Annotated in this window: 22 protein-coding genes; 17 read left to right on the top strand and 5 right to left on the bottom strand. The window is 48.2% G+C overall.

Annotated elements, in window-relative coordinates:
- The first annotated feature begins 4 nt into the window (after positions 1–4).
- From E4T81_RS08610 to E4T81_RS08670, 13 genes are all read left to right on the top strand, one after another.
- Entirely contained in the window at positions 5–1,132 is a 1,128-nt protein-coding gene (locus E4T81_RS08610) for an aspartate aminotransferase family protein (RefSeq protein ID WP_135043518.1), read from the top strand.
- 15 nt (positions 1,133–1,147) lie between these two features.
- Positions 1,148–1,939, top strand: a complete 792-nt coding sequence (gene proC, locus E4T81_RS08615; protein ID WP_135043521.1) for a pyrroline-5-carboxylate reductase — start codon at positions 1,148–1,150, stop codon at positions 1,937–1,939.
- Between the two features lie 32 nt (positions 1,940–1,971).
- Complete coding sequence (ssb, locus tag E4T81_RS08620; RefSeq protein ID WP_135043524.1) at positions 1,972–2,328, top strand: single-stranded DNA-binding protein; 357 nt, start codon at positions 1,972–1,974, stop codon at positions 2,326–2,328.
- Positions 2,329–2,384: 56 nt separating this feature from the next.
- Positions 2,385–3,515 (top strand): lipid-A-disaccharide synthase, encoded by a 1,131-nt coding sequence (gene lpxB / locus E4T81_RS08625; RefSeq protein ID WP_135043527.1) that lies wholly within the window; start codon positions 2,385–2,387, stop codon positions 3,513–3,515.
- 168 nt (positions 3,516–3,683) lie between these two features.
- Entirely contained in the window at positions 3,684–4,604 is a 921-nt protein-coding gene (locus E4T81_RS08630; RefSeq protein ID WP_135043530.1) for a DNA adenine methylase, read from the top strand.
- A 10-nt stretch (positions 4,605–4,614) separates the two neighbouring features.
- Complete coding sequence (locus E4T81_RS08635; protein WP_135043533.1) at positions 4,615–5,442, top strand: type II restriction endonuclease; 828 nt, start codon at positions 4,615–4,617, stop codon at positions 5,440–5,442.
- A complete protein-coding gene (locus tag E4T81_RS08640; protein WP_135043536.1) occupies positions 5,435–6,136 on the top strand; it encodes a MutH/Sau3AI family endonuclease in 702 nt (233 codons plus the stop codon). Before E4T81_RS08635 ends, E4T81_RS08640 begins: the two co-directional genes overlap by 8 nt.
- Positions 6,136–7,011: a site-specific DNA-methyltransferase gene (locus E4T81_RS08645; protein WP_209308169.1), complete on the top strand. Its 876-nt coding sequence runs from the start codon at positions 6,136–6,138 to the stop codon at positions 7,009–7,011. Before E4T81_RS08640 ends, E4T81_RS08645 begins: the two co-directional genes overlap by 1 nt.
- A 118-nt stretch (positions 7,012–7,129) precedes the next feature.
- Positions 7,130–7,660 (top strand): low molecular weight protein-tyrosine-phosphatase, encoded by a 531-nt coding sequence (locus tag E4T81_RS08650; RefSeq protein ID WP_135043539.1) that lies wholly within the window; start codon positions 7,130–7,132, stop codon positions 7,658–7,660.
- A gap of 2 nt (positions 7,661–7,662) precedes the next feature.
- The gene (locus E4T81_RS08655) at positions 7,663–9,048 is read left to right on the top strand and encodes an MATE family efflux transporter (protein ID WP_135043542.1); all 1,386 of its coding nucleotides are present in this window, start codon (positions 7,663–7,665) and stop codon (positions 9,046–9,048) included.
- 34 nt (positions 9,049–9,082) lie between these two features.
- Entirely contained in the window at positions 9,083–10,288 is a 1,206-nt protein-coding gene (porV, locus tag E4T81_RS08660; RefSeq protein WP_135043545.1) for a type IX secretion system outer membrane channel protein PorV, read from the top strand.
- A 16-nt stretch (positions 10,289–10,304) separates the two neighbouring features.
- Positions 10,305–10,790, top strand: coding sequence for a 2-C-methyl-D-erythritol 2,4-cyclodiphosphate synthase (ispF, locus tag E4T81_RS08665; RefSeq protein WP_209308170.1), 486 nt, complete (start codon positions 10,305–10,307; stop codon positions 10,788–10,790).
- 17 nt (positions 10,791–10,807) lie between these two features.
- Positions 10,808–11,362 (top strand): NUDIX hydrolase, encoded by a 555-nt coding sequence (locus tag E4T81_RS08670; protein ID WP_135043548.1) that lies wholly within the window; start codon positions 10,808–10,810, stop codon positions 11,360–11,362.
- A gap of 56 nt (positions 11,363–11,418) precedes the next feature.
- On the opposite strand, the gene E4T81_RS08675 is transcribed toward E4T81_RS08670, so the two are convergent.
- Positions 11,419–12,528, bottom strand: a complete 1,110-nt coding sequence (locus E4T81_RS08675; RefSeq protein ID WP_135043551.1) for a carboxypeptidase regulatory-like domain-containing protein — start codon at positions 12,526–12,528, stop codon at positions 11,419–11,421.
- Positions 12,529–12,929: 401 nt separating this feature from the next.
- Between E4T81_RS08675 and E4T81_RS08680 the strand changes: the two genes are divergently transcribed.
- Genes E4T81_RS08680 through E4T81_RS08690 form a run of 3 tightly spaced genes read left to right on the top strand, consistent with a single transcriptional unit; the run spans position 12,930 to position 15,286 of the window.
- Entirely contained in the window at positions 12,930–13,472 is a 543-nt protein-coding gene (locus tag E4T81_RS08680) for a shikimate kinase (RefSeq protein WP_135043554.1), read from the top strand.
- Positions 13,469–14,644, top strand: a complete 1,176-nt coding sequence (locus tag E4T81_RS08685; protein WP_135043557.1) for a hypothetical protein — start codon at positions 13,469–13,471, stop codon at positions 14,642–14,644. The genes E4T81_RS08680 and E4T81_RS08685 overlap by 4 nt, the downstream gene beginning before the upstream one ends.
- Before the next feature lie 3 nt (positions 14,645–14,647).
- Positions 14,648–15,286 carry a viroplasmin family protein gene (locus E4T81_RS08690; RefSeq protein ID WP_135043560.1) on the top strand — a complete coding sequence of 213 codons (639 nt, stop codon included), beginning with the start codon at positions 14,648–14,650 and terminating at the stop codon, positions 15,284–15,286.
- Between the two features lie 755 nt (positions 15,287–16,041).
- Here the strand turns inward: E4T81_RS08690 and E4T81_RS08695 are convergent.
- Positions 16,042–18,087, bottom strand: a complete 2,046-nt coding sequence (locus E4T81_RS08695; protein WP_135043563.1) for a M13 family metallopeptidase — start codon at positions 18,085–18,087, stop codon at positions 16,042–16,044.
- A 208-nt stretch (positions 18,088–18,295) separates the two neighbouring features.
- Between E4T81_RS08695 and E4T81_RS08700 the strand changes: the two genes are divergently transcribed.
- Positions 18,296–18,679 carry a DUF488 domain-containing protein gene (locus tag E4T81_RS08700; protein ID WP_135043566.1) on the top strand — a complete coding sequence of 128 codons (384 nt, stop codon included), beginning with the start codon at positions 18,296–18,298 and terminating at the stop codon, positions 18,677–18,679.
- Between the two features lie 1,399 nt (positions 18,680–20,078).
- On the opposite strand, the gene E4T81_RS08705 is transcribed toward E4T81_RS08700, so the two are convergent.
- From E4T81_RS08705 to E4T81_RS08715, 3 genes are all read right to left on the bottom strand, one after another.
- Positions 20,079–20,291 carry a hypothetical protein gene (locus E4T81_RS08705; RefSeq protein ID WP_135043569.1) on the bottom strand — a complete coding sequence of 71 codons (213 nt, stop codon included), beginning with the start codon at positions 20,289–20,291 and terminating at the stop codon, positions 20,079–20,081.
- Between the two features lie 511 nt (positions 20,292–20,802).
- Positions 20,803–21,114, bottom strand: coding sequence for a hypothetical protein (locus E4T81_RS08710; protein WP_135043574.1), 312 nt, complete (start codon positions 21,112–21,114; stop codon positions 20,803–20,805).
- Between the two features lie 135 nt (positions 21,115–21,249).
- Entirely contained in the window at positions 21,250–21,600 is a 351-nt protein-coding gene (locus tag E4T81_RS08715) for a hypothetical protein (RefSeq protein ID WP_135043577.1), read from the bottom strand.
- Positions 21,601–22,659: the final 1,059 nt, after the last annotated feature.

Below are 22,659 nucleotides of genomic sequence, written 5' to 3' on the forward strand. Positions count from 1 at the left end.
AGCTATGAAACTATATGATGTATATCCGCTTTTCGATATTGAGATAACCAGGGGCAAAGGATGCCGCGTCTATGACAATGACGGGGAGGAATATCTCGACCTCTACGGAGGACACGCCGTAATATCGGTAGGCCATTGCCATCCTGTTGTGGTAAAGGCTATTGAAGAGCAGGCGTCAAAGCTTATGTTTTACTCCAATTCCGTAATCAATCCGCTGCAGCAGCGTTTTGCCGACAGGCTCGGCAAGATTTCGGGATATGACGACTATCAGCTGTTTCTCGTCAATTCGGGTGCGGAGGCTAACGAGAATGCGCTGAAGCTTGCGTCGTTTCACACCGGCAAGTCGCGTGTCATCGCGTTTGGCAAGGCTTTCCACGGAAGGACTTCAGGCGCGGTGGAGGTGACTGACAATCCTAAGATTGTTTCGCCTTTCAATGACAACGGTCACGTGACTTTCCTGCCGCTCAACGATATTGACGCGCTTGTCAAGGAGCTTGAAAAGGGCGATGTGAGCGCTGTCATCATCGAGGGTATACAGGGTGTAGGCGGAATACGCCTCCCGTCCGACGATTTCCTGCGTGTAGCCCGTGAGGAGTGTGACCGCTTCGGCGTCGTCCTCATACTCGACGAAATCCAGTCGGGTTACGGACGCTCCGGACGTTTCTTCGCCCATCAGTATTCAGGAATCCGCCCCGACATGATTACTGTCGCCAAGGGCATCGCCAACGGATTCCCTATGGGTGGAGTGCTGATCAGTCCTGAGTTTGTGCCTGTCTACGGTCAGCTCGGCACGACATTCGGTGGCAATCATCTTGCCTGTGCCACGGCTATCGCCGTGCTTGACGTGTTTGAAAACGAAAATCTGGTCGACAACGCCGCCGCGGTCGGACAGTATCTCATCGATAGCCTGCAGGGACTGCCGGGCGTGAAGGAGGTGCGTGGACGCGGCCTGATGATAGGCATAGAGATGGAATATCCTGCAAAGGAACTGCGCTCTCGTCTTATCACCGAGGAAAAGGTGTTTACCGGCGCGGCAGGAACCAATATCATACGCCTGCTTCCCCCGCTGTGTCTTACCCGCGAGGAGGCCGACGAATTTTTAACCCGCTTCAAGCGCCAGCTTGAAGCATAATACCCTCAAGCGACAATGAAGATAGCGATTATCGGAGGTGGCAACATGGGCGGTGCGATTGCCCGCGGACTTGTGGCGAGCGGGACATTTGACCCGTCGGCGATAACTCTTGCCGGTCCTCACCGGGAAGTGCTTGACAGAGTGGCGGCTGATGCGCCCGGCATAGTCACCATGACTGACAATTGCGCGGCAATCAAAGGAGCCGACATCATAATCCTTGCGGTGAAGCCGTGGGTGCTTCCGGGTGTGCTCGATGAGATAGCGCCCCGCATAGCCTTCCGCGAGCAGGCGATAGTGTCGCTTGCCGCCGGGGTGTTGCTTGCCGACATCGGCGGCATGCTGCACCGGTATTCGACTGACCGCACTCTATTCCGCGTGATGCCGAATACGGCTATGTCGGTAGGGTGTAGCATGACATTCATCTGCCATGACAATGCCTCGGAGCAGAGTGTGGATGAGGTGACTGCGATATTTGACCGTCTCGGCTCGACCGCTGTGATAGAGGAGCGTCTTATGGGGGCGGCTACGGCTTTATGTTCATGTGGCATAGCCTATGCGATGCGCTATGTAAGGGCGGCTACGGAGGGAGCCGTGGAGCTCGGGCTTTATCCGGCGAAGTCGCGTGACTATATCCTCGCGACCCTGAAGGGCGCTGTCGCGCTTCTTGAGGCGACAGGCAATAATCCGGAAGTGGAGATTGACAAGGTGACGACTCCGGGCGGCATCACAATCAAGGGTCTCAACACTATGGAGGCAAACGGATTTTCGACAGCTGTAATCGAGGGATTGAAAGCCTCGGCAAAATAAAACGTATAGATTAATCTTAACTGTTAATTACCATGTCAGTCAACAAAGTAATCCTCATAGGCAATGTAGGGCAAGACCCCGAGATACGGTATATAGAGTCCAAGAGACCTGTGGCGTCGTTTTCGCTTGCCACCACTGAGAGAGGCGGGGTGAACGCGGAGGGAGTGCAGATGCCTGACCGCACGGAATGGCACCGCATCGTGATGTGGGACCGTGCCGCGGAGACCGCCGAGAAATATATACGTAAAGGGACAAAGCTGTATATTGAGGGACGTCTGCGTTATCGCACATGGGAGGACAGGAATACAATCAAGCGTACGGTGACGGAGATATATGTCGACACGTTTGACATATTATCTCGCCCTCAGGCTGCTGAAAGGCAGCCGTGACACTCACCGGGCCGACAGAATTTAATTGACGTGCAACACAGGCAAATGACTTTAGGATGAAATACTTTATATCGGCAGGGGAGCCGTCGGGCGACCTGCATGCCTCACAACTTATCAAGGCGCTGAAAGATGTGGACAAGGATGCCCGTTTCGCTTTCCTCGGGGGCGACCTGATGACCCTGGAAGCGGGAGTGAATCCAGTGATTCATTACCGCGACATGGCTTTCATGGGCTTCAGCGAGGTGATACGCCATCTCCCGCAGGTGCTTTCCAATCTGAAAAGGGCAAAGGAGGCGATTACTGCTGAACGCCCCGACGCACTGATTCTTGTCGACTATCCGAGTTTCAACCTGAAGCTTGCCGCCCACGCACGCGCCCTCGGAATAAAGGTCTACTATTACATATCGCCTAAGGTGTGGGCGTGGAAGGAACATCGTGTAAGGCAGATAAAGCGATTTGTCGACGGGATGTTCTGCATATTCCCCTTTGAGGTTGACTTCTACCGTAAGCGTCATGACTATCGTGTAGAATATGTGGGAAATCCTTCGGTTGAGGAAGTGGACGAAAAATTGCGCCACATTTCCTCGCGCGAAGAGTTTCTGCAACGTTACAACCTGCCCGACAAGCCTATAATAGCGATTGTGCCGGGAAGCCGTAAAAGCGAGATCAAGAATAATCTCATGATTATGGAACAGGCAGCCGCGGCTCATCCCGACTACCAGACGGTAATCGCCGGCGCTCCGGGCATAGACCTCAGTTATTACGGTTATTATATCACACCGGGCACTCCTATCGTCACCGGGGCTACATTTGAACTGATGCACCATGCTAAAGCGGCTCTGGTGACATCGGGCACGGCGACACTTGAATGTGCGCTGCTCAACACCCCGCAGGTGGTGTGTTACCGGTCCAACGGCATGAAACTTTCCTATCAGATTATGGAAAAAATACTGAAGGTGCCTTTCGTGTCGCTGCCCAACCTTATTGCCAACCGGCGCATCGTGCCGGAGATGCTGCTCCATAAATGTACACCGGCATTAGTCGGCAGGGAGCTGTCCAACATACTCCCCGGACGCCCCGGCTACGACAATCAGCGCGAAGGCTACAGGCTCATGCGCGAGATTCTCGGCGAATCACGCGCCGCCACCGCCACCGCCGCCGCCATCTTCACCGCCCTCCATCCCTAATCACATGAACCTGTCGGTTTTGATGTCACTGTAGCGCAGTGGATTGAGCCCAGAGTCTTTATTGCATCTTGTTAACTTAAAAAAAAATGGTAAATTTGCAGAAAGACATCTGAAATGTATTTGTAGATTGACGCTCTGTCTTTTTATCCTGATAGATGTATCATAATTATGATAAAAGCAAGACCATTTATTAAATGGGCGGGAGGAAAAACTCAGCTCTTACCAACAATAGATTCCTTTCTTCCGAAAAATTTTCGGAAGGAAAGGAATGTTACTTACATAGAGCCATTTGTAGGTGGTGGTGCGATGTTGTTTTTTATGTTGCAGAAGTATCCGAATATTAGACGTGCTGTTATAAACGACATTAATCCACGTTTGATAAAAACTTATACAGTTATAAGGGATCAGCCCCAAGACCTAATCTTATCTTTACAAGAAATACAGTCAACTTATAGAGCGTTAGAGAGCGACGACAAAAAAAAGGAGTTTTATCTTGATATTAGGCGACGATTTAATTCAAAAACATTGACTGACGTGGAAGAGGCGTCGTTTATGATTTTTATTAACCGTACGTGTTTCAACGGACTATATAGAGAGAATTCAAAAGGGGAATTTAATGTGCCATTTGGACGTTATATCAATCCTACAATATGTGATGATGCACTGATAATGTCAGATAGCGAATTGCTTCAAAAGGTTGAAATAACGCATGGCGATTTTGCTGAAACTGCTACATTTGTAAATGGATATACATTTTTCTATTTCGATCCTCCCTATAGACCATTGGATGCGACTTCAAGTTTTAATTCTTATGTAAAAGAGTCGTTTGACGATAGGGAACAAAAACGGCTTAAAGATTTTTATGCCCTCTTGTCTAAAAACGGGTGTCATGAGATATTAAGCAATTCTGACGGAAGAGGCAGGAATGAAGAAAATGTATTTTTTGACGAACTTTATAAGGATTATATTATTGAGCGAGTTCATGCCCGCCGATTTATCAATGCTAATCCTTCAAAGCGAGGGGTATTAACAGAATTACTTATTAGAAACTATATGAACTATCAGGGAGGATGTGACTCCTTGTTATAAAAAAACTATTATGCATAAGCGCTTTCACGATTTTATGACACCGTTGAAAGAGACTCATTTCTCTTTGCGTGATTATGTGGATTTCCCAAAAGTATCTGCTAATGTAGAATCCATTGCTATTAAACTCAATCAGCTTAATTATCTTATTGGACAAGAAGATATGGCAATGGCGGTAAAGCGTCTGTGGGAGGAGAACCCAAAGGTGTTTTCTGTTCTTGATGTGCTTATAGCCGTACGGACAAAAGACAAGAAGAAAGCAATTGATGACGATGGAAATACGTTGTTAATCAGCGATTATTTTACGTCCCCTGAATCAGTAACAGTATTTTTGAATCAGACAGGATTGACGGAAGTCTTTAGGACCAAACAGATAAAGAATTTGGTTGACTATGTTTTTGGAATTGAGGTTGGTCTTGATTCCAATGCCCGTAAAAACAGAGGTGGTCATATTATGGAAGGGTTGGTGGCTACTATTCTTACCAAACATGGGGTAAAATTTGAGAAGGAAGTATATTGTAGTCGTTTTCCTGATATAGTCAAAGCTCTTGGTGCCGATAATAAAAGATTTGATTTTGTAATTTCAACCCCATTTAAGACATATCTTATCGAAGCAAATTTCTATACTGGCGGAGGCTCAAAATTAAATGAGGTTGCGCGTTCGTATTCTGAACTGGCTCCAAAAATCAATGCAGTTCCAGGCTTCGAATTTGTCTGGATAACAGACGGCATCGGTTGGGAGTCTGCGCGCAATAAACTTGAAGAAGCCTTTGCTCATATTAGCAGTGTGTATAATCTCACAAACATTCAAGAATTTATATCCAGGGTAAAATATGATTAGTAGTAAAGTCATAGAGGTTCTTAATCCTCTTTTTAATATCATCACCAACGCAAAAGGGAAAACCATAGGACAGATAAAAGAATCTCTATTTATTGGTGATAAATGCAGAATGAAAAAGGGCGCATCCGGATTAATTATCGAAAACTTACTTGGCATAGAAAACAATAATAGAGATGAAGCAGACCTACCCCAAATTGGCTGTGAAATTAAGATCTTACCGCTACAAAAGAATAAGGATGGCTCTATTAAAGCGAAAGAACCGACAGCAATCCAAATGATTAATTATTGTGAAGTAGCCAAAGAGACATGGGAAACAGCCAAAATTAGAAGTAAAATTAATTTAACATTTTGGGTGGTTTATCTTGCAAAGGTTAATGGCGCTCCTAAGCGGCAAGATGATTATGTAATTGTTGATTATTTTTTGGATCATCCGTCCGACTTACAAAATGAAGTTTTCAAAAAAGATTGGGAAGAGATTCAGTCATATATCAAACGCGGTGATGCGGACAATCTTTCATGTAGTATGGGTGTCTTCCTTGAACCAAAGACAAAAGGTGCAAACAACCAGGATAAAACGGATGCTCCTGATGGAAAGGGCGGATTAACACGTGTGCGCAGAAGGGCTTTCTACTATAAAAAGAATTATACAAATACACAAATAATTCCAAATCTGGATTTATCTGCGATCAAGTAATGATAGAGTCATTCTATAAATCAAATAATCGAGACTTCACCATTGTCCATGGCGATTGTTTTGACGTGCTTTCTCAGTTTGATTTTAAGTTTGATATGGTCTTTGCAGACCCGCCTTATTTTCTTTCCAATGGAGGGATTAGTTATCAGGCGGGAAAAGTAGTGTGTGTCGATAAAGGAGATTGGGATAAAGGTGGTACAGCTGAATCTATCATGGAGTTTAACCGTAATTGGTTGACTCTATGTCGTGAAAAACTAAAAGATAACGGAACTATATGGATTTCCGGCACTCATCATAATATTTTTTCCATAGCGAATCTATTGACAGAACTTGGGTACAAGATTCTTAATGTTATCACATGGGCAAAGACCAATCCGCCGCCAAATATTTCATGCCGGTTCTTCACCTACTCTACGGAATTTATCCTTTGGGCACGGAAGTCTCCCAAAGTACCTCATAAGTATAATTACGAACTGATGAAAGCCATTAATGATGGTAAGCAGATGACGGATGTATGGCGCTTGTCTGCAATTTTGCGTTGGGAAAAGTCTTGTGGCAAACATCCTACTCAAAAGCCATTAGCATTATTATCCCGTATAATTCTGGCTAGTACTAATCATAATGACTGGATTCTCGACCCTTTTGCCGGATCTTCTACGACAGGTATAGCTGCTAATCTTTGTAACAGGCGGTTCCTTGGAATTGAGAAGGAGATTGAATATGTAGAATTAAGCAAAAGAAGAAGGATGGAAATTGATAATGAGGAAGTCCGGTGCAATTATATAAAAAAGCTCAAAGACTTGAGCTTTATTGATGATAGATTGGTAATAAAAGAGCCTCCTATGGAATACGGTATCAACGAGTTGCCGTTTTAGTTGGTTTGATTGTTATAGGATGAGAAAGGAAAACGACAACTTTAAACTTGATGATTTGAGATTCAGCAGTGTCGTGAATTTTGTGTAACTTTGTGAGGCAATCGGAAACAGAAGTATTATGGCAGACTATGGCGTTAACCGCAAGGCGGAAGAGGTAATAAACTCATTGAAAGGCAAGAAACCGTTGAAGGTATTGTTTGTGTGCCTCGGCAATATCTGCCGATCTCCGGCGGCTGAGGGTGTGCTGAGGGCCATCGTCGGCAGCCACGGCGATGAGGCGTCGTGGGTGATTGACTCTGCCGGCACTTACGGCGGTCATGCCGGCGACCTGCCTGACAGGCGCATGAGGGTACATGCTCAGCGTAGGGGCTATGATCTTGTTCACCGCTCGCGCAAGTTCAGGGAGTCGGACTTTGACGAATTTGACCTTATTATCCCGATGGATGCCTCTAATGAGAGTAATCTCCGCGATCTCGCCCCTACTGTCGAGGCTGAAGCCAAGATTGTGCCGATGATGCGGTTTGTCACCCGCGCCACACGCTACGACTATGTGCCTGACCCTTACTATGAGGGTGCCGAGGGTTTCGAGCTTGTGCTTGACCTGCTTGAAGACGGTTGCGATAATCTGTACACTATTTTCAGCCGCTGACGATGGAGAAGGTAGGCGGTGACTTGTCGGCTCTTGCGACGCGCCCGATAGGGCGTCTGCTCTGGGAATATAGCCTTCCGGCTGTCGTCGGGATGGTCGTCATGTCGTTATACAATGTCATTGACCGCATATTCATTGGGCGTGGGGTAGGTGCCGATGCGATAGCCGGACTTGCAGTCACCTTCCCGGTCATGAATGTCAGTGCGGCGATAGGAGTGCTAATAGGAGCCGGCGCAGCCGCGAGGGTGTCGATAATGCTCGGACAGGGCAATCATCGCGGGGCTGAGCTGGTGCTCGGCAATGCGCTGGTGCTCATAATTCTTAACGCGTTTATCTACCTTACCATATTCTCCATATTCATCGATGAGATACTGATGGCATTCGGGGCATCGGAGGTGACTATCCCCTATGCGCGCGATTTCATATCCTATCTTATCCCGGGCATGTTTGTGATGAACATCATGTATAGCCTCAATAATGTCATGAGGGCCTCGGGCTATCCCCGCCAGGCTATGGTGACGATGTTTATAGGCGCGGGATGTAATCTCGTGCTTGCCCCGGTGTTTATATTTGTCCTTGACATGGGCATAAAAGGCGCCGCTATCGCTACCGATATATCGATGACCATAGGCGCGGCATTTGTCATCGCACATTTCTGCCGCAAGACATCCACCGTGCATTTCACGCGTGGAATCTATCGGCTTAAATGGCACATAATATGGGCGATTGTAAGCATAGGCGCCGCCCCGAGCATAGTCAACTTCACCTCGTCGGCAATCAATGTCATAATAAACCGCTCGCTGTATCAGTATGGCGGCGACATCGCGGTGGGTGCTGTGGGAATTTTCAATACTTATACCTCGCTGCTCTGCATGATTGTGGTGGGCATAAGCATGGGCATACAGCCGATATTGGGTTACAACTACGGCGCGGGCAACATCGCGAGGGTGAAAAAGACATTCTGGACAGCCGCTGTCGCCGGCACTGTCTTCACCTCTGCCGGTGCATTTCTTTCCGTGTTTTTCCCGGAACTTATAGCACAGGCGTTTACTGTGGACGCCGAGCTGATTGCCGCGACCGCAAACGGCTTGCACATATCGACAATGATATTCTGGTTTGTCGGCTTCCAGATTGTGTCGACCGCGCTTTTCCAGTCAATAGGCATGGCAGGCAAGTCAATATTTCTCAGTCTTATACGCCAGGTGATATTCCTGATACCGCTGCTTCTGCTGTTGCCGCGTGTTTTCGGGCTTGACGGGGTGTGGGCATCGTTCCCGACCTCCGACCTTGCCGCCACGATTGTGACGCTCCTTATGGTGTGGTATCAGCTGCGACGCCTTGACCGAAGCGATAAAACTCATGCCGGTCCACACAATAAAAACGTGTAATCATAGTTAATTAAAGTGTAATATCAGCTTAAAAATGAAAGCACGTTATTTTAAACCCATATTATCACTTATCGCTGCGGTAATGCTGCTGCCGGCCTACGCCTCGGCACAAAATAAGGACGAGTTCAACCCGATAGAGACCGGTGTGACGTCACTCTCTATCGCCCCCGACGCGCGTGGCGCCTCTATGGGCGACCTCGGCGCCGCCACCGACCCTGATGTCAACTCTCAGTTCTGGAATCCTTCCAAGTATGCGTTTGCCTACAGTCAGGCGGGTGTGTCGCTCAGCTATACCCCCTGGTTGCGCAAGATTGTCAACGACATCTTCCTCGCCAATCTTTCAGGCTACTGGAAGCTCGGCGGCTATGACAACCAGGCTATAAGCGCGTCGCTCCGTTACTTCTCCCTCGGTGAGGTCAATACCGGCACCGGTGAAGGCTACAGCGGTCAGTCGCTTAACCCCTACGAACTGTCGTTTGACATCGGCTACTCGCGCAAGCTGTCAGAGAAGTTCTCCATGGGAGTTGTGATGCGCTATATCTATTCCGACCTCGGTTTTTCAAGTTCCTATGCCGGAGACCAGTCGACCGGAGCGTCGGCGTTTTCGGTGGATGTGTCAGGATATTATACCACTTATCCCATAATCGGGCGCAACGAGTGTCAGTGGTCGTGGGGATGGGACATCTCCAATGTCGGCTCTAAGGTGAGCTTCAACAATGGCGAGAATCCCGCGTTTCTGCCTACCAATCTGCGCCTCGGAACATCTTTCATGTTTCCGCTCGCCGACTACCACACTCTTGCCCTGTCGCTTGACCTGAACAAGCTTCTTGTGCCGGCAAAACCGCGTAAAAACGATTATCCCGATACTCCCGAGGGTCAGCAGCAATTTCTTGACGCCACGGAAGAATGGGAAAACATGTCGCCTATCACCGGAATATTCAAGTCGTTTACCGACGCTCCCGGAGGTGCTAAAGAGGAATTCCGCGAAATCACGATGTCAATCGGCGCCGAATACAGCTATAACCAGCAGTTTTTCCTGCGTGCCGGATATTATTACGAGAATGAGTTCAAGGGCGGACGAAAGTATTTCGGCATGGGAGCCGGATTCTCCCTCAATGTGCTTCGTCTTGATGCCTCCTATATGCTCGCCACCGCGCAGACTTCGCCGCTTGACCAGACTCTCAGGTTTACTCTGACATTTGACATGGACGGGCTGAAAGACATGTTTGGCCGCCGATAAAAGAAAATATTACTCAATGGAACTGACTTCAATACGTGTAGGCAACGGATTTGACGTGCATCGTCTTGTCGAGGGGCGTGAGCTTTGGCTCTGCGGGGTGAAGGTGCCTTATCATCTCGGGCTTCTCGGACACAGCGACGCCGACGTGGCGCTCCACGCCCTGAGCGACGCCCTTCTTGGCGCCGCCGCTCTGCGTGACATAGGCTATCACTTTCCTGACACTGACCCTGCCTACAAGGGCGCCGATTCGAGGGTGCTTCTGCGCAAGGTCAAGGAACTGCTTGCCGGCAAAGGTTACAAAATCAGCAATGTCGACGTGACAATCATGGCGCAGGCTCCTAAATTGTTGCCCTACATCACGGAGATGGCAGGACACATTGCCGACGACCTCGATTTGCCTGCCGATGCCGTGTCGGTCAAGGCTACTACCACTGAAAAGCTTGGATTTACCGGACGTGGGGAGGGTATAGCCGCATCTGCCACCGCACTTATATATAAATAATCCCATTTTTCATCGCGATGAAACCTCAAAACAGTGATGACCGCACGTGGGAGCTGCTTCATAGCGAGTATATCGTGAAGCGCCCCTGGCTGCATGCGCGCCGCGACCATGTAAAGCTTCCGACCGGTGAGGAGCATGACGAATATTATGTGCTTGAATATCCGGAGTGGATTAATGTCATCGCACTGACGCCCGACGGCATGATGGTCATGGAGCGTCAGTATCGCCACGGATTGCGGCGCACCGACTATGAGATATGTGCCGGTGTGGTCGAGCCCGGAGAGGCTCCCATTGATGCTGCCCGACGTGAATTACTTGAAGAGACAGGATATGCCGGAGGTAATTGGCGCGAATTCATGACGATAGCCCCCAATCCCGCCAATATGACCAACTATAGCCACACGTTCATCGCCGAGGGTGTGACGCAGTGTTCCTCGCAGCATCTTGACCGCACGGAAGATATCGAGGTGCTGCTGATGTCGCCCGATGAGGTTTACAATCTCTTGCGCGACGGAGGCATCATCCAGGCGCTGATGGCTGCGCCGTTATGGCGCTATTTCCACGAAAAGTGAAATAAAGCTAATGGACTGATGAGTTCGTTGCGTATAATGCGTATAGAATGTCGTGGTTATTTGCCACCAAATAATTCTGAAATAATTATATCAGCAATTTCTCGGAATCCTTTGTCATTAGGATGTGTTGCCACTCCGGCAGAATCTATTATCATGAAATTGCTCGAATAGTTTAATGTCTTGTTGTCAATTGAGTAAGAGTTTACTGTCAGTGTGGATTGATATTCTGTTTCCCCAACGGAAAAAGTCACAGTAATATCTTTAGGAAAATTCCCGTCTGATTCAGTTACGGACACGATGTTTTCACATTTCCGTGAACCGGATACGCCCAAATCCACAACCTGTCCTACTTTAGCCTGATTCTCTGTTGTATTAGTCTGGTTTATGGATATTAATTTGCAACCTGTTGCCTCACATGCTTCCGTAATAACATTGAACTGTTTTGTCCGGTAATACCAGAGTCCAACCCATGCTACAGTTGCGTCGGGACATTTCTCTTTTATCGATTTGCATAATGCAAAGCACGACTCTGAAAATATGCTGAGACGCTCATCTGAATATACATTGTCGCCTAATTGTACCACTACCAAATCTTCTTGTCCGGTAAGTCGATCAAGAAAAATTTTGTGTATTTCCGAGTCAATTTCCAATTTATTTAATACCCCTTCAAATGTATGTGCGGCATACTTCTCAGACTCGAAATCCGGATTTTTGCTTTTAATAAAATCCGTAACGATAGAATAGTAATCTTTCCCAGGCGATGATGCCGCCATTCCAAAACCAAATCCTGTTAGAAGAGAATTACCGAAAAATACTGCTTTATTTGGCATTTTTGCCAACGATGGAGTCATTTTTATGTTTACTATTGTTGTTTCGCCTGCAATAACCTTTATAGTTTGTGTTGCATCTGTATAGCCGTCTTTGTTAAAGTTCAATAGCATTTCTCCCGGTTCGATATTGATAAATCGGAACTGTCCATCAGATTCTGTAACTTCCGTTTTGTTATCACCTAAAGTTACAAGGCATCCATCAACAGGTTCTCCGCTGACTGAATTTGTTACGTAACCTGAAATGCCACCATAGGCGGGATAATCTTTTTTATCCTCTTTACATGAATAAAGTCCGCAAAGTAGCGCGATGATAAACAAAAAATGTCCGATTTTCATAAGAATAGTAATTTTTATGTGTTGGTTTATTACGAATTTATATGTCAAGTATATTGACAATATATAACAAAGTTATAAATTATAGAATTATTATGCAAATTTTAAATTAATGATGCCGACAGTTAGGAGGACAGTATGTTAAGACAATATGTGGCAATATGTCAAAAAAGTAGATGCTAATCCTATGCGTCGCTGTATGTGTGATTATTGATAGCTCACGAGATACCACTGCAATATTCCACATCGTAGCTGTAGGGATAATTATTGATGGCGCTGTGTAGATTACAGCAATGCTCCGCTCGCCTCGGGATTGCTTGTATATTGCCCTTACTGCTGCGCGCATGGTTTGCGTAGGTCATAAAAATTAGTTATTTTTGCGTAAACTGAAAATGCCACTATTTATGCAACCTGTTTTTCTTATCGGCTATATGGGCTGTGGTAAATCGACATTGGGACGTGTAGCCTCGTCGATGAGCGGTCGTAGCTTTATTGACCTTGACTCTTATATCGAAGGGCGTTTTCACGCTACGGTTAAAGAGATTTTTGCCGAGCGCGGCGAGGATGGATTCCGGCAGCTTGAACGCTCGATGTTGCATGAGGTGGGTCAGTTTGAAGATGTGATAGTGGCTTGCGGCGGCGGCACACCATGCTTTTACGACAATATGGAGTGGATGAATGACCACGGTGTCACGGTATACCTCGACACATCGGTAGGGAAGCTTTTTGAGAGGCTGAAGCGCGGTCGACACAAGCGCCCGCTTATAGCTGACAAGAGCGACGATGAGCTGCGCGACTTCATAACGGAGGCGCTTGCCGGGCGTATGGTTCATTATTCCAAGGCAAAGGTGGTGTTTAAAAGCGATCTTCTTGACTCGGAGAGCGAGAAGACCGATACTGCGCGGCGATTTCTTGACCAACTTAACATAGGGTGCGGCGAAATATGATTGACAAAGATTTACACGGAGTGGTGCAGCCTCAGGAGACTTTGACCGCCGACGCGCGCCGAAGGCTCACAATCGGGTTGCCGGCAAGTGACTCGGTCATGGAACGGCGTTTCCCGCTTACCCCCGAGGGGGCGGCGCTGCTTGTTGACGCAGGTTTCGCGGTGAGAATCGAAGAGGGAGCCTCGGAGCCTATTCATTACAGCGACATGCAGTATATGCGTGCCGGAGCCGAGGTTGTCTCGCGTGAGTCGGCGCTTGCCTGCGACATAGTGATTTATCTTCCTCCTGTCGGGAGTGCCGACGCGAGGCGTATGAAGCGCGGTGCGTTGCTGCTTACACTGCTCAACGACACCTGTCAGGAAGAAGCCGCAATAAAGGAGATGCTGCGACGTCACGTAACGGCAATAGCCATCGACAGGATCACGGACAAGTCGGGTCATACCCCCTTTGCCGACATACTTGCTGAAATCGACGGTCGAGCCGCGATAGCGCTCTGTTCATCGCTGCTTGCGCAGCCCGCTCACGGCAAGGGCATCCTGCTTGGCGGAGTCGCCGGCATCATCCCCTGCGAGGTCACCATCATCGGGTCGGGCATTGCCGCTCGTGCGGCGGCTATGTCGGCTTCCGGGCTTGGCGCGACGGTGAGGATGCTTGACAATGACATCTATCGCCTGCGTGAGGCGGGGCAGCACGCTTGTCCCGGAACAGTCACTTCAGCCATACACCCCCACGTGCTTGAAAACGCCCTGCGTAGCGCCGACATAGTGATTGCAACCGAAGTAGCTCCGCGCTATACGATAGGCAGCGAGCTTGTCGACGTCATGAAAAAGGGGGTCATAGTAATGGACTTGAATTATGATTCGGCACCTATGTTTCCGTCGCTGGAGATTGTCGATGTGGCTGACGCGGCTTCCCGCACTATGCAGTCGCGGGTGTGCTATACGGGGATAGGCAACTCTGTGCCCCGCACCGCTGCAATGGCGCTCAGCAATACCCTTCTGCCGCTTATGAGGCGCATTGCCGACTGCGAGTCGGCTACCGATTCCGTGAGGCTGATTCCTGAGGTGAGAAACGCTGTCATTACTTTCATGGGCAAAGCGGTCAACCGCCGCATCGCCAAGCTTGCCGGTCTGCGTCACATGGACATAAACCTGTTGTTAAACTGTTGCTGACCTATGGGGACAAGAAAATTTTATGTGGTGTGGGTGGGTCATGCTCCCGGCATCTATGATTCCTGGGAGGAGTGTGAGGACCAGATAAAGAATTATCCCGGCGCACGATTTAAGTCGTTTCCTACGCAGGAAGAGGCTACGAGAGCTTTCCGCGGCGATGACAAGGAGGAGATGTATGCGCTCCGGGCAATCGCGCGCCACGCTGCGCCTGTGGTCAATTATGATGCGTTTCCTGAGATATGCAAGGATGCGATCGCCGTTGACGCCGCCTGTGCGGGCAATCCCGGAAGGATGGAATACAGGGGTGTGGATGTGGCGACAGGTGCGGAGCTTTTTCATTTCGGACCTGTTGAACATGGCACCAACAATATAGGTGAATTTCTCGCGCTTGTACACGCTCTCGCGCTCTGCAAGCAGCAGGGGTGGACAATGCCCATATACAGCGATTCGGTGACGGCACAAGCATGGGTGCGCAACCGTAAGGCGAAAACAACGCTTGCGCCTACACCCGAAAATCAGAAACTGTTGTCGCTCGTGAAACGCGCCGAGGCGTGGCTCAATAATAATAGCTATGCCAACCGCATAATAAAATGGAAAACAGAGCAATGGGGAGAAATCCCCGCCGATTTCGGCAGAAAATAACCATCGTAGTATAAATCACCGCGATGCTCCACCGCGTAGCTGTAGGGGCGACTGGAAGGTCGCCCGCAATACACGCATCGCGGACATGGCGGACGTAACGCGGGCGAGCTTCCACTCGCCCCTACACTGCATGTGTGGGTGTCTGTTGATAATTTGTTGTAAACATCATAATACCCTGTAAACCTCAGTAATGCTCCACCGCGTAGCTGTAGGGGCGACTGGAAGGTCGCCCGCAATACATGCATTGCAGACACGGCGGACGTAACGCGGGCGAGCTTCCACTCGCCCCTACATTGCCTGTGTGTGTCTGTTGATAATTTGTTGTAAACATCACAACGCCCTATACATCCCCGCAACGCTCCACCGCGTAGCTGTAGGGGCGACTGGAAGGTCGCCCGCAATACACGCATTGCAGACACGGCGGACGTAACGCGGGCGAGCTTCCACTCGCCCCTACACTGCCTGTGTGGGCGTCTGTTGTTAATTTGCTGTAAACCATCACAATACCCTGTAAACCTCAGCAATGCTCCACCGCGTAGCTGTAGGGGCGACCGGGAGGGCGCCCGAAACACACACATTGCGGACACGGCGGATGTAACGCGGGCGAGCTTCCACTCGCCCCTACACTGCTTGTATCAACAATGTCATGTAAATTGCTGCGCATCAGCATTGCCTGCATGCGTCGTTATTTTACTGAAACGAAAGAGGGGCTGCGCTATTGCGCAACCCCTCGTGATGTATACGGGTGCCGGATGTTACCAGATTACTACCTGCTCAGAGGCGGGGCGGTACATCTTGTCGCCTTCCTTGATGCCGAATGCCTCGAAGAAGGGGGTGATGTTGCGCAAGGTCACGTTTACGCGGTTTTCACCGAGAGAGTGAACGTCGCCTGTGGTGAGAGAGCGTATTTCCTCGGGGCGGATGTTGCCTGCCCAGATATTGGCGTAGTTGAGGTAGAACACCTGCATCGGGTCAAATCCGTCAATCTTTGCCGAGTCGGCTGTGATGTCGACGCCTTTCTTCTTCTGTGAGTCGAGGAATGCAGTGCGTGACACGCGTAGACCGCCCTGGTCGGCGATGTTTTCACCGAGGGTGTACTGACCGTTGGCGTGAAGTCCCGGGAGCACTTCCACTTCGTCAAACTGAGCGACGAGACCCTTAGCCATCTTGTCGAAGGCTTCCTTGTCTTCGGGAGTCCACCAGTTTACCATATTGCCGTCGGCATCGAAGTTACATCCCTGGTCGTCAAATCCGTGGGTCATCTCATGACCGATTACCACGCCGATACCGCCGTAGTTTTCAGCATCGCTTGCCTCTGCATCGTAGAACGGAGCCTGAAGGATGCCTGCGGGGAACACGATTTCATTGGCGAGGGGATTGTAGTAAGCGTTGACGGTCTGCGGAGTCATGCCCCATTCCGTGCGGTCAACGGGCTTGCCCCATTTTGCATATTCTTCCGCCTGATGCCACATAGAGACATTGTGCATGTTCTCGTAGTAGGAGAGGGCGGGGTCTATGTTCATTGAAGAGTAGTCTTTCCACTTGTCAGGATAACCGATTTTCACGGTAAATGCGTTGAGCTTCTTGATGGCGTTAAGCTTTGTGTCGTCGCTCATCCAGGGGAGGTTGATGATGTGCTTGCCGAGCGCGGTGCGGAGGTTTTCAACCAGTCCTATCATGTATTGCTTTGACGACTCGGGGAAATACTCCTCGACATAGAGCTGACCGACAGCCTCGCCGAGGGCGCCTTCGGTAGCTCCGAGAGCGCGTTTCCAGCGCGGGCGCTGCTGCTGCACTCCGCTCATCACCTTGCTGAATTCAAATGAAGCGTCGGTGAACTTGTCGGAAAGCTTTGATGCGGCCTGAGCCACATATTTCCAGAGGTAGTAATCCTTGATCTCGCGGTCGGTGAGCGAGCCCATGAGATTGTTTGCCTGAGCCACAGAGCTGAGTTCGGTGACGATTACCGACTCGGGCGACTCTATGCCCATGGTCTCGATGAAGAAGCGGTCCCAGTTCACGTTGGGATACATCTCCTTGAGCTGGGCGAAAGAGCGGGGATTATACATAGCCGGGATGTTGCGGCTCTGCTCGCGTGTCCATGCCGAGTCAGCAAGTGCGGTCTCGATTTTCATTACGTTTTTCATTATGCGCGACGCGTCTTTCTTGGAGTAGCCGGCGTTTTGCATCTGCTTTACGATAAGCTTCTGATAAGCCTCGCGCACTTCCTTGTTGCGCTTGTCGTTGAGAAGATAGTAGTCGCGGTCACCGAGTCCCATGCCGCCGCCGCTGACATACATCGCGTAGACAGTGCTGTTGGCGAGGTCTTCCATCGGGCCTGCTCCGAAAAACGGGCTTGCATAGTTGCCGTGCATCCAGAGGAAAAGGTCTTCCATTCCTTCGTGGGGAGTGGTCTCGATTTTCTTCAGGTCGGCAAGAATCGGTTTTGCTCCCTCTGCGTTGCGGCGCACAGAGTCCATAGCCTGAGAGTAGACGGTCCACACCTTAAACGCTACCGACCCGGGTTCGGGATTGGTCTTTCCGAGGTTGAGGACGATGTTTTTCACCCTTACTTCCGAAGAGTCGTTGAGGGTGTCAAAGTTGCCGTAGCGGGCGTGTTCGGCAGTGAGCGGGTGAGCTTCCTGCCACCCCTTGTTGACATGCTTGTAGAAGTCGGTCGCCGCAGGGGTAGTGTTGTCGAAATAGGCGGGGTTGAGGCTCTTGAGATGCTCCTCGGCTGAAGCCGAAATGGAGATGCCGCAAGCAACACCCAGCGCAAGAATGAATTTTGCTGATTTCATAATTATGAAATATAATAAAATTGGTGTCTAAAAATACTTTCTTATAGCTTCTGGTGTAAGCGACTGCAAAAGTAGTCAAAGTTTTGCAAACAACCGCTAATATGCCTGATATTAAATGGTGAATAACCTTAATAAAATGTCATCGGGCGGGAAATGATGAAACTTTAGTCGCGCCGGTATGTTGTAGCTTGAAATAACATGAACGATTATGACAGAGATAGTATTGAAACGCGCCTATGAGCCTGCGTCGCCAACCGACGGCTACCGTGTGCTCGTCGACCGGCTATGGCCCCGCGGCATGAGCCACGCCACTCTCCATTACGACCTGTGGGAAAAAGAGCTTGCCCCGTCAACGGAGCTACGCGAGTGGTATCATCAGGATCCCGATCGCCGATGGGATGAATTTGTGACACGCTACTCGGCAGAACTGCATGCCAATCCCGACTTCACCAATTTTGTACACACGCTTTCCGGACACAGTAAAGTCACTCTGCTCTATGGCTCCCACGACCCCGTCCATAACAATGCCGCCGTGCTCCGCAATGCGGTCGCCGCAGCCCTTGTCCCCGTCACCCCGCCCTCCACATGGTGATTTATCGATACAGGTAGTGTAGGGACATTACAGTGTGTTGCCGATACAGGCAGTGCAGGGATATTGAGATGATTTGCAGTGCGTTATCGGTGCAGGCAGTGTAGGGGCGAGTGGAAGCTCGCCCGCGTTACGCACGCCGTGTCCGCGATGTGTGTATTTCGGGCGACCTTCCAGTCGCCCCTACAGCTACGCGGTGAAGCGTTGTGGTGATTGCCAGGGTGTTATCGGTACATGCAGTGTAGGGGCGAGCGGAAGCTCGCCCGCGTTGCGTTCGCCGTGTCTGCAGTGCGTGTGTGCAGATCATGGCGTGCATCCCAGGAAGGGATTATCTTACTTGTAGCCGTGGGTTGAACGCAGTGATACCCACGGAAAAATATGCACCGTGCGCGTGGTTTCCGTAAGGAATCCTCATATGGATGGCGAGGAGATTATTCCTGCGGAAACAATATTTTGGGGTTGTGGCTACCGTGGGTATCGCTACGCTCAACCCACGGCTAAACACGGATTATCCCTTATCGGGATAGATTGCATATCCGCAATGCGTGTGTTTCGGGCGACCTTCCAGTCGCCCCTACAGCTACGCGGTGGAGTATCGCGGTTGTTTACAGGGTGTTATTGGTGGTATATACAGAGCTACGCGGTGGAGCGTTGTGGTGATTGCCAGGGTGTTGTTGGTGGTATATACAAGCAGTGTAGGGGCGAGTGGAAACTCGCCCGCGTTACGTCCGGCGTGTCCGCGATGCATGTATTTCGGGCGACCTTCCAGTCGCCCCTACAGCTACGCGATGGAGCATTGCGGGGATGTGTAGGGCGTTGTCGATGATGGTATATCCAGCTGTGCGGTGGCCGTTGCGGTGATTACAGGATGTTGTCGGTGATGGTATATACATGCAGTGTAGGGGCGAGTGGAAGCTCGCCCGCGTTACGTCCGGCGTGTCTGCAATGCGTGTATTTCGGGCGACCTTCCAGTCGCCCCTACAGCTACGCGGTGAAGCGTTGTGGTGATTACAGGGTGTTATTGGTGGTATATACAGCTACGCGGTGGGGCGTTGCGGTGATATATAGGGCGTTGTCGGTGATGGTATATACATGCAGTGTAGGGGCGAGTGGAAGCCTCTCACTTACGCCCGTGTCTTGCCTTTTTATGTCGCGAGAAGCGACGATACAGCTTATCTATCCCCAAAAAGAAGAAAAATAGCGCCACACCATTCAGAAAAAGTAAGAATGGAGGCTTGGTGACATGTAATATTCTTTCGGAAAGGAAATTATACACTACCATGTAAAATGCGCTGCATAATATACACTCAATGGCGACAATCGCAGCTTTCTTTAGCCGTCGGTCAATAGTCATAGCAATATTGGATATTTGAAGCGTTAACTTTTGTGAAGATAATGATTTTTATGATAAATCCTCGTGATTCTGTGTCCCTCGGGCGTTGTCGATACAGGCTACGCGGTGGGGCATTGCGGTGATGTATAGGTTGTTATCGGTGATGGTATATACCGGCATTGTAGGGGCGAGTGGAAGCTTGCCCGCGTTACTTCCGGCGAGTTCGCAGTGCGTGTGTTTCGGGCGACCTTCCAGTCGCCCTACAGCTACGCGGCGGAGCATTGCGGTGGTTTACAGGGCGATATATCCCTGTGGCTATGCGACGTATTTGAAATAAATGGCTAACAATACATTTATTACCGCAATTATTGAAATAACAGTCACCTGCAGTCTCACCGTTTTTCTTGCTTCTTCACCGGGATGAAATGAAAAACTAAACAAGGCTATCAATATCGCCATCGTCATTGAAACTGAATAAACCACATTGCACGCCGATTCATTAAATAATCGATTTGCCGCGATTAAAATAACCGGAATGATTCCTTCTACCCAACAATATAAACTTAAAGTCTTCATTAATTCATAAGCTATAAATTAAAATCATTTATGTAAGCAAGCCGTATTTGACAAAGTTACAATAAAATTTGGAATATTGCTTATTGTCGCGGCAAAATCAACAAATCGTTTCCTGCACTTAATAGCAGCAGGACGGCTGCGCGGGTCACGAAAAGGCTCAATCTTATTTAAATTATGACCCGGCGCCTCCATCCTGCTGAATGTCAGGTTGTACTCATTAATAAATCTTATTTCTCCATAGATAGCTAAGACCATCATCGAAGCCTGATGTGCTGTATATTCGGTACATGTCAAGTATTATGCCAAGCATAATCGCGCTAACCGATAATGTCACTGTAAAATCATTATAGATGACTATAGTGCAGGCACTGCCTATGGTAATGGCGATGTCAATGACATAACCGAACCAAAAACCGACATTGGAAGCACGTAATATCAGTGCAAAACCTGTCACATAAATGATGAAATCAAGAATCCATGCTGCCACTAAGGTAACTTCATCATTATAAACGGTCTTCTCAAAAGACATATTTGCCCATTCTATGCCGATTGCTCCAAATAAATACTTTATACCGATTAAAATAATAATCCCTTCAATCAGACATAAAATTTTTTGATTCCTGGATATTTCCATGTCTAAATCTTATTAAATGGTGAATATTGGTTAATAATTGGTTTCGGAGATATAAAATGAGGAGTCGGTCACGTTGCCGGAATTATCGATAAGGAGCACATCGTAATCACCTTCTCCACTGCCACTGAGATTTATATTAACGGTAGTGTTACTATTGCCGTTGATGTCGTCATTAAAAATGACGCCCTTGGGTCCGGAAATAATTGTCCTTACTTCGATACTTTTATTAAATACAAGTGACAGTTCCTTTGATGGCTCGTCGACATGAATATCAATCGGCTTTTCAGAGGTGTCCTTTGGTAATTCGGTAGATCCCTTCTTGTATATTACGATGTCTTCTGCTTTACTATTCAGAACAATCAAACTTACAATTGCCGTCATTAAAATGTTTTTAACCATAAAATATTCTGTGATTTTCGTTAAACTTACGAATGCAAAATTACTTTGAGAATACTCCCTGCACAAGAAAACATGGGGGACAAAAGGTGGACAAGGGAATAAGATTAGATGTAGGTAAGTTGTTGGAATATAGATGTTTGTTGGAGGTGGATTTTTTGACACCGGGGACAAATGGTTTTTTATAGTAATAGATGCGTTTGGAAAACGCCATAATATGTCGTAACTTTATAAAAAATCTAATATTTCTACCGGAATAATGACACGTACGATATTTATACTAATTTTCCCACTTTTGATAATCTCTATTTTGAGCTGTAACAGGCAATCATGCGATAGTAAATTAGCCGCTGCAGATAGTTTGATGTTTATATCACCTGAAAAATCGCTATCAATACTTGAATCTATTTCTGAGATTGAAAAATATGGTAAAAAAGAACGTGCCTACTACGCATTATTATTGTCTCAGGCAAAATCACGTAATCATATAACTCCGGAAAATGATTCGTTAATTAGAATCGCGATTAACTATTATTCAAAAAATGACGATTCTTATAAACGGGCTTGGTGCTATGTAGTGGCAAGTGATATATATGATGTATTGGGCAATGATTCTCTTGCTATAATGTATGCTCGTGAGGCAGAAAGAGAGTCTAAAAGTATTGATGATTTAAGATTGAAGTATTACTCAAATTATTTTTTAGGATACATGCTTCATCATAAAAAGCCTTATAATGAAAGTAATTTGTATCTTAATGAAGCGATTAAATATGCAAATGAACTCGGTGATACTTTGCATATAATTTCTTCTCTGGATAATTTAGGGACAAATGCTTTATACGAGAGCAGATATGAGGTCGCTTTAGCATATTATCAGCAAGCATTATCATATTGTATATCTAAAAAATGGAATAAATATTTAGCTCATTTTTATTCTTGTATAGCAATCGCTGCACAACAAAAAAACGATTATGGCTACGCATTAAACAATATAAACAAGTCAATAGATGCTTGCCATTTATTTGATTCTCATATTGACTCATG

Origin of the sequence: Barnesiella sp. WM24 (assembly GCF_004570975.1) — a bacterium.
Classification (GTDB): domain Bacteria; phylum Bacteroidota; class Bacteroidia; order Bacteroidales; family Muribaculaceae; genus Muribaculum.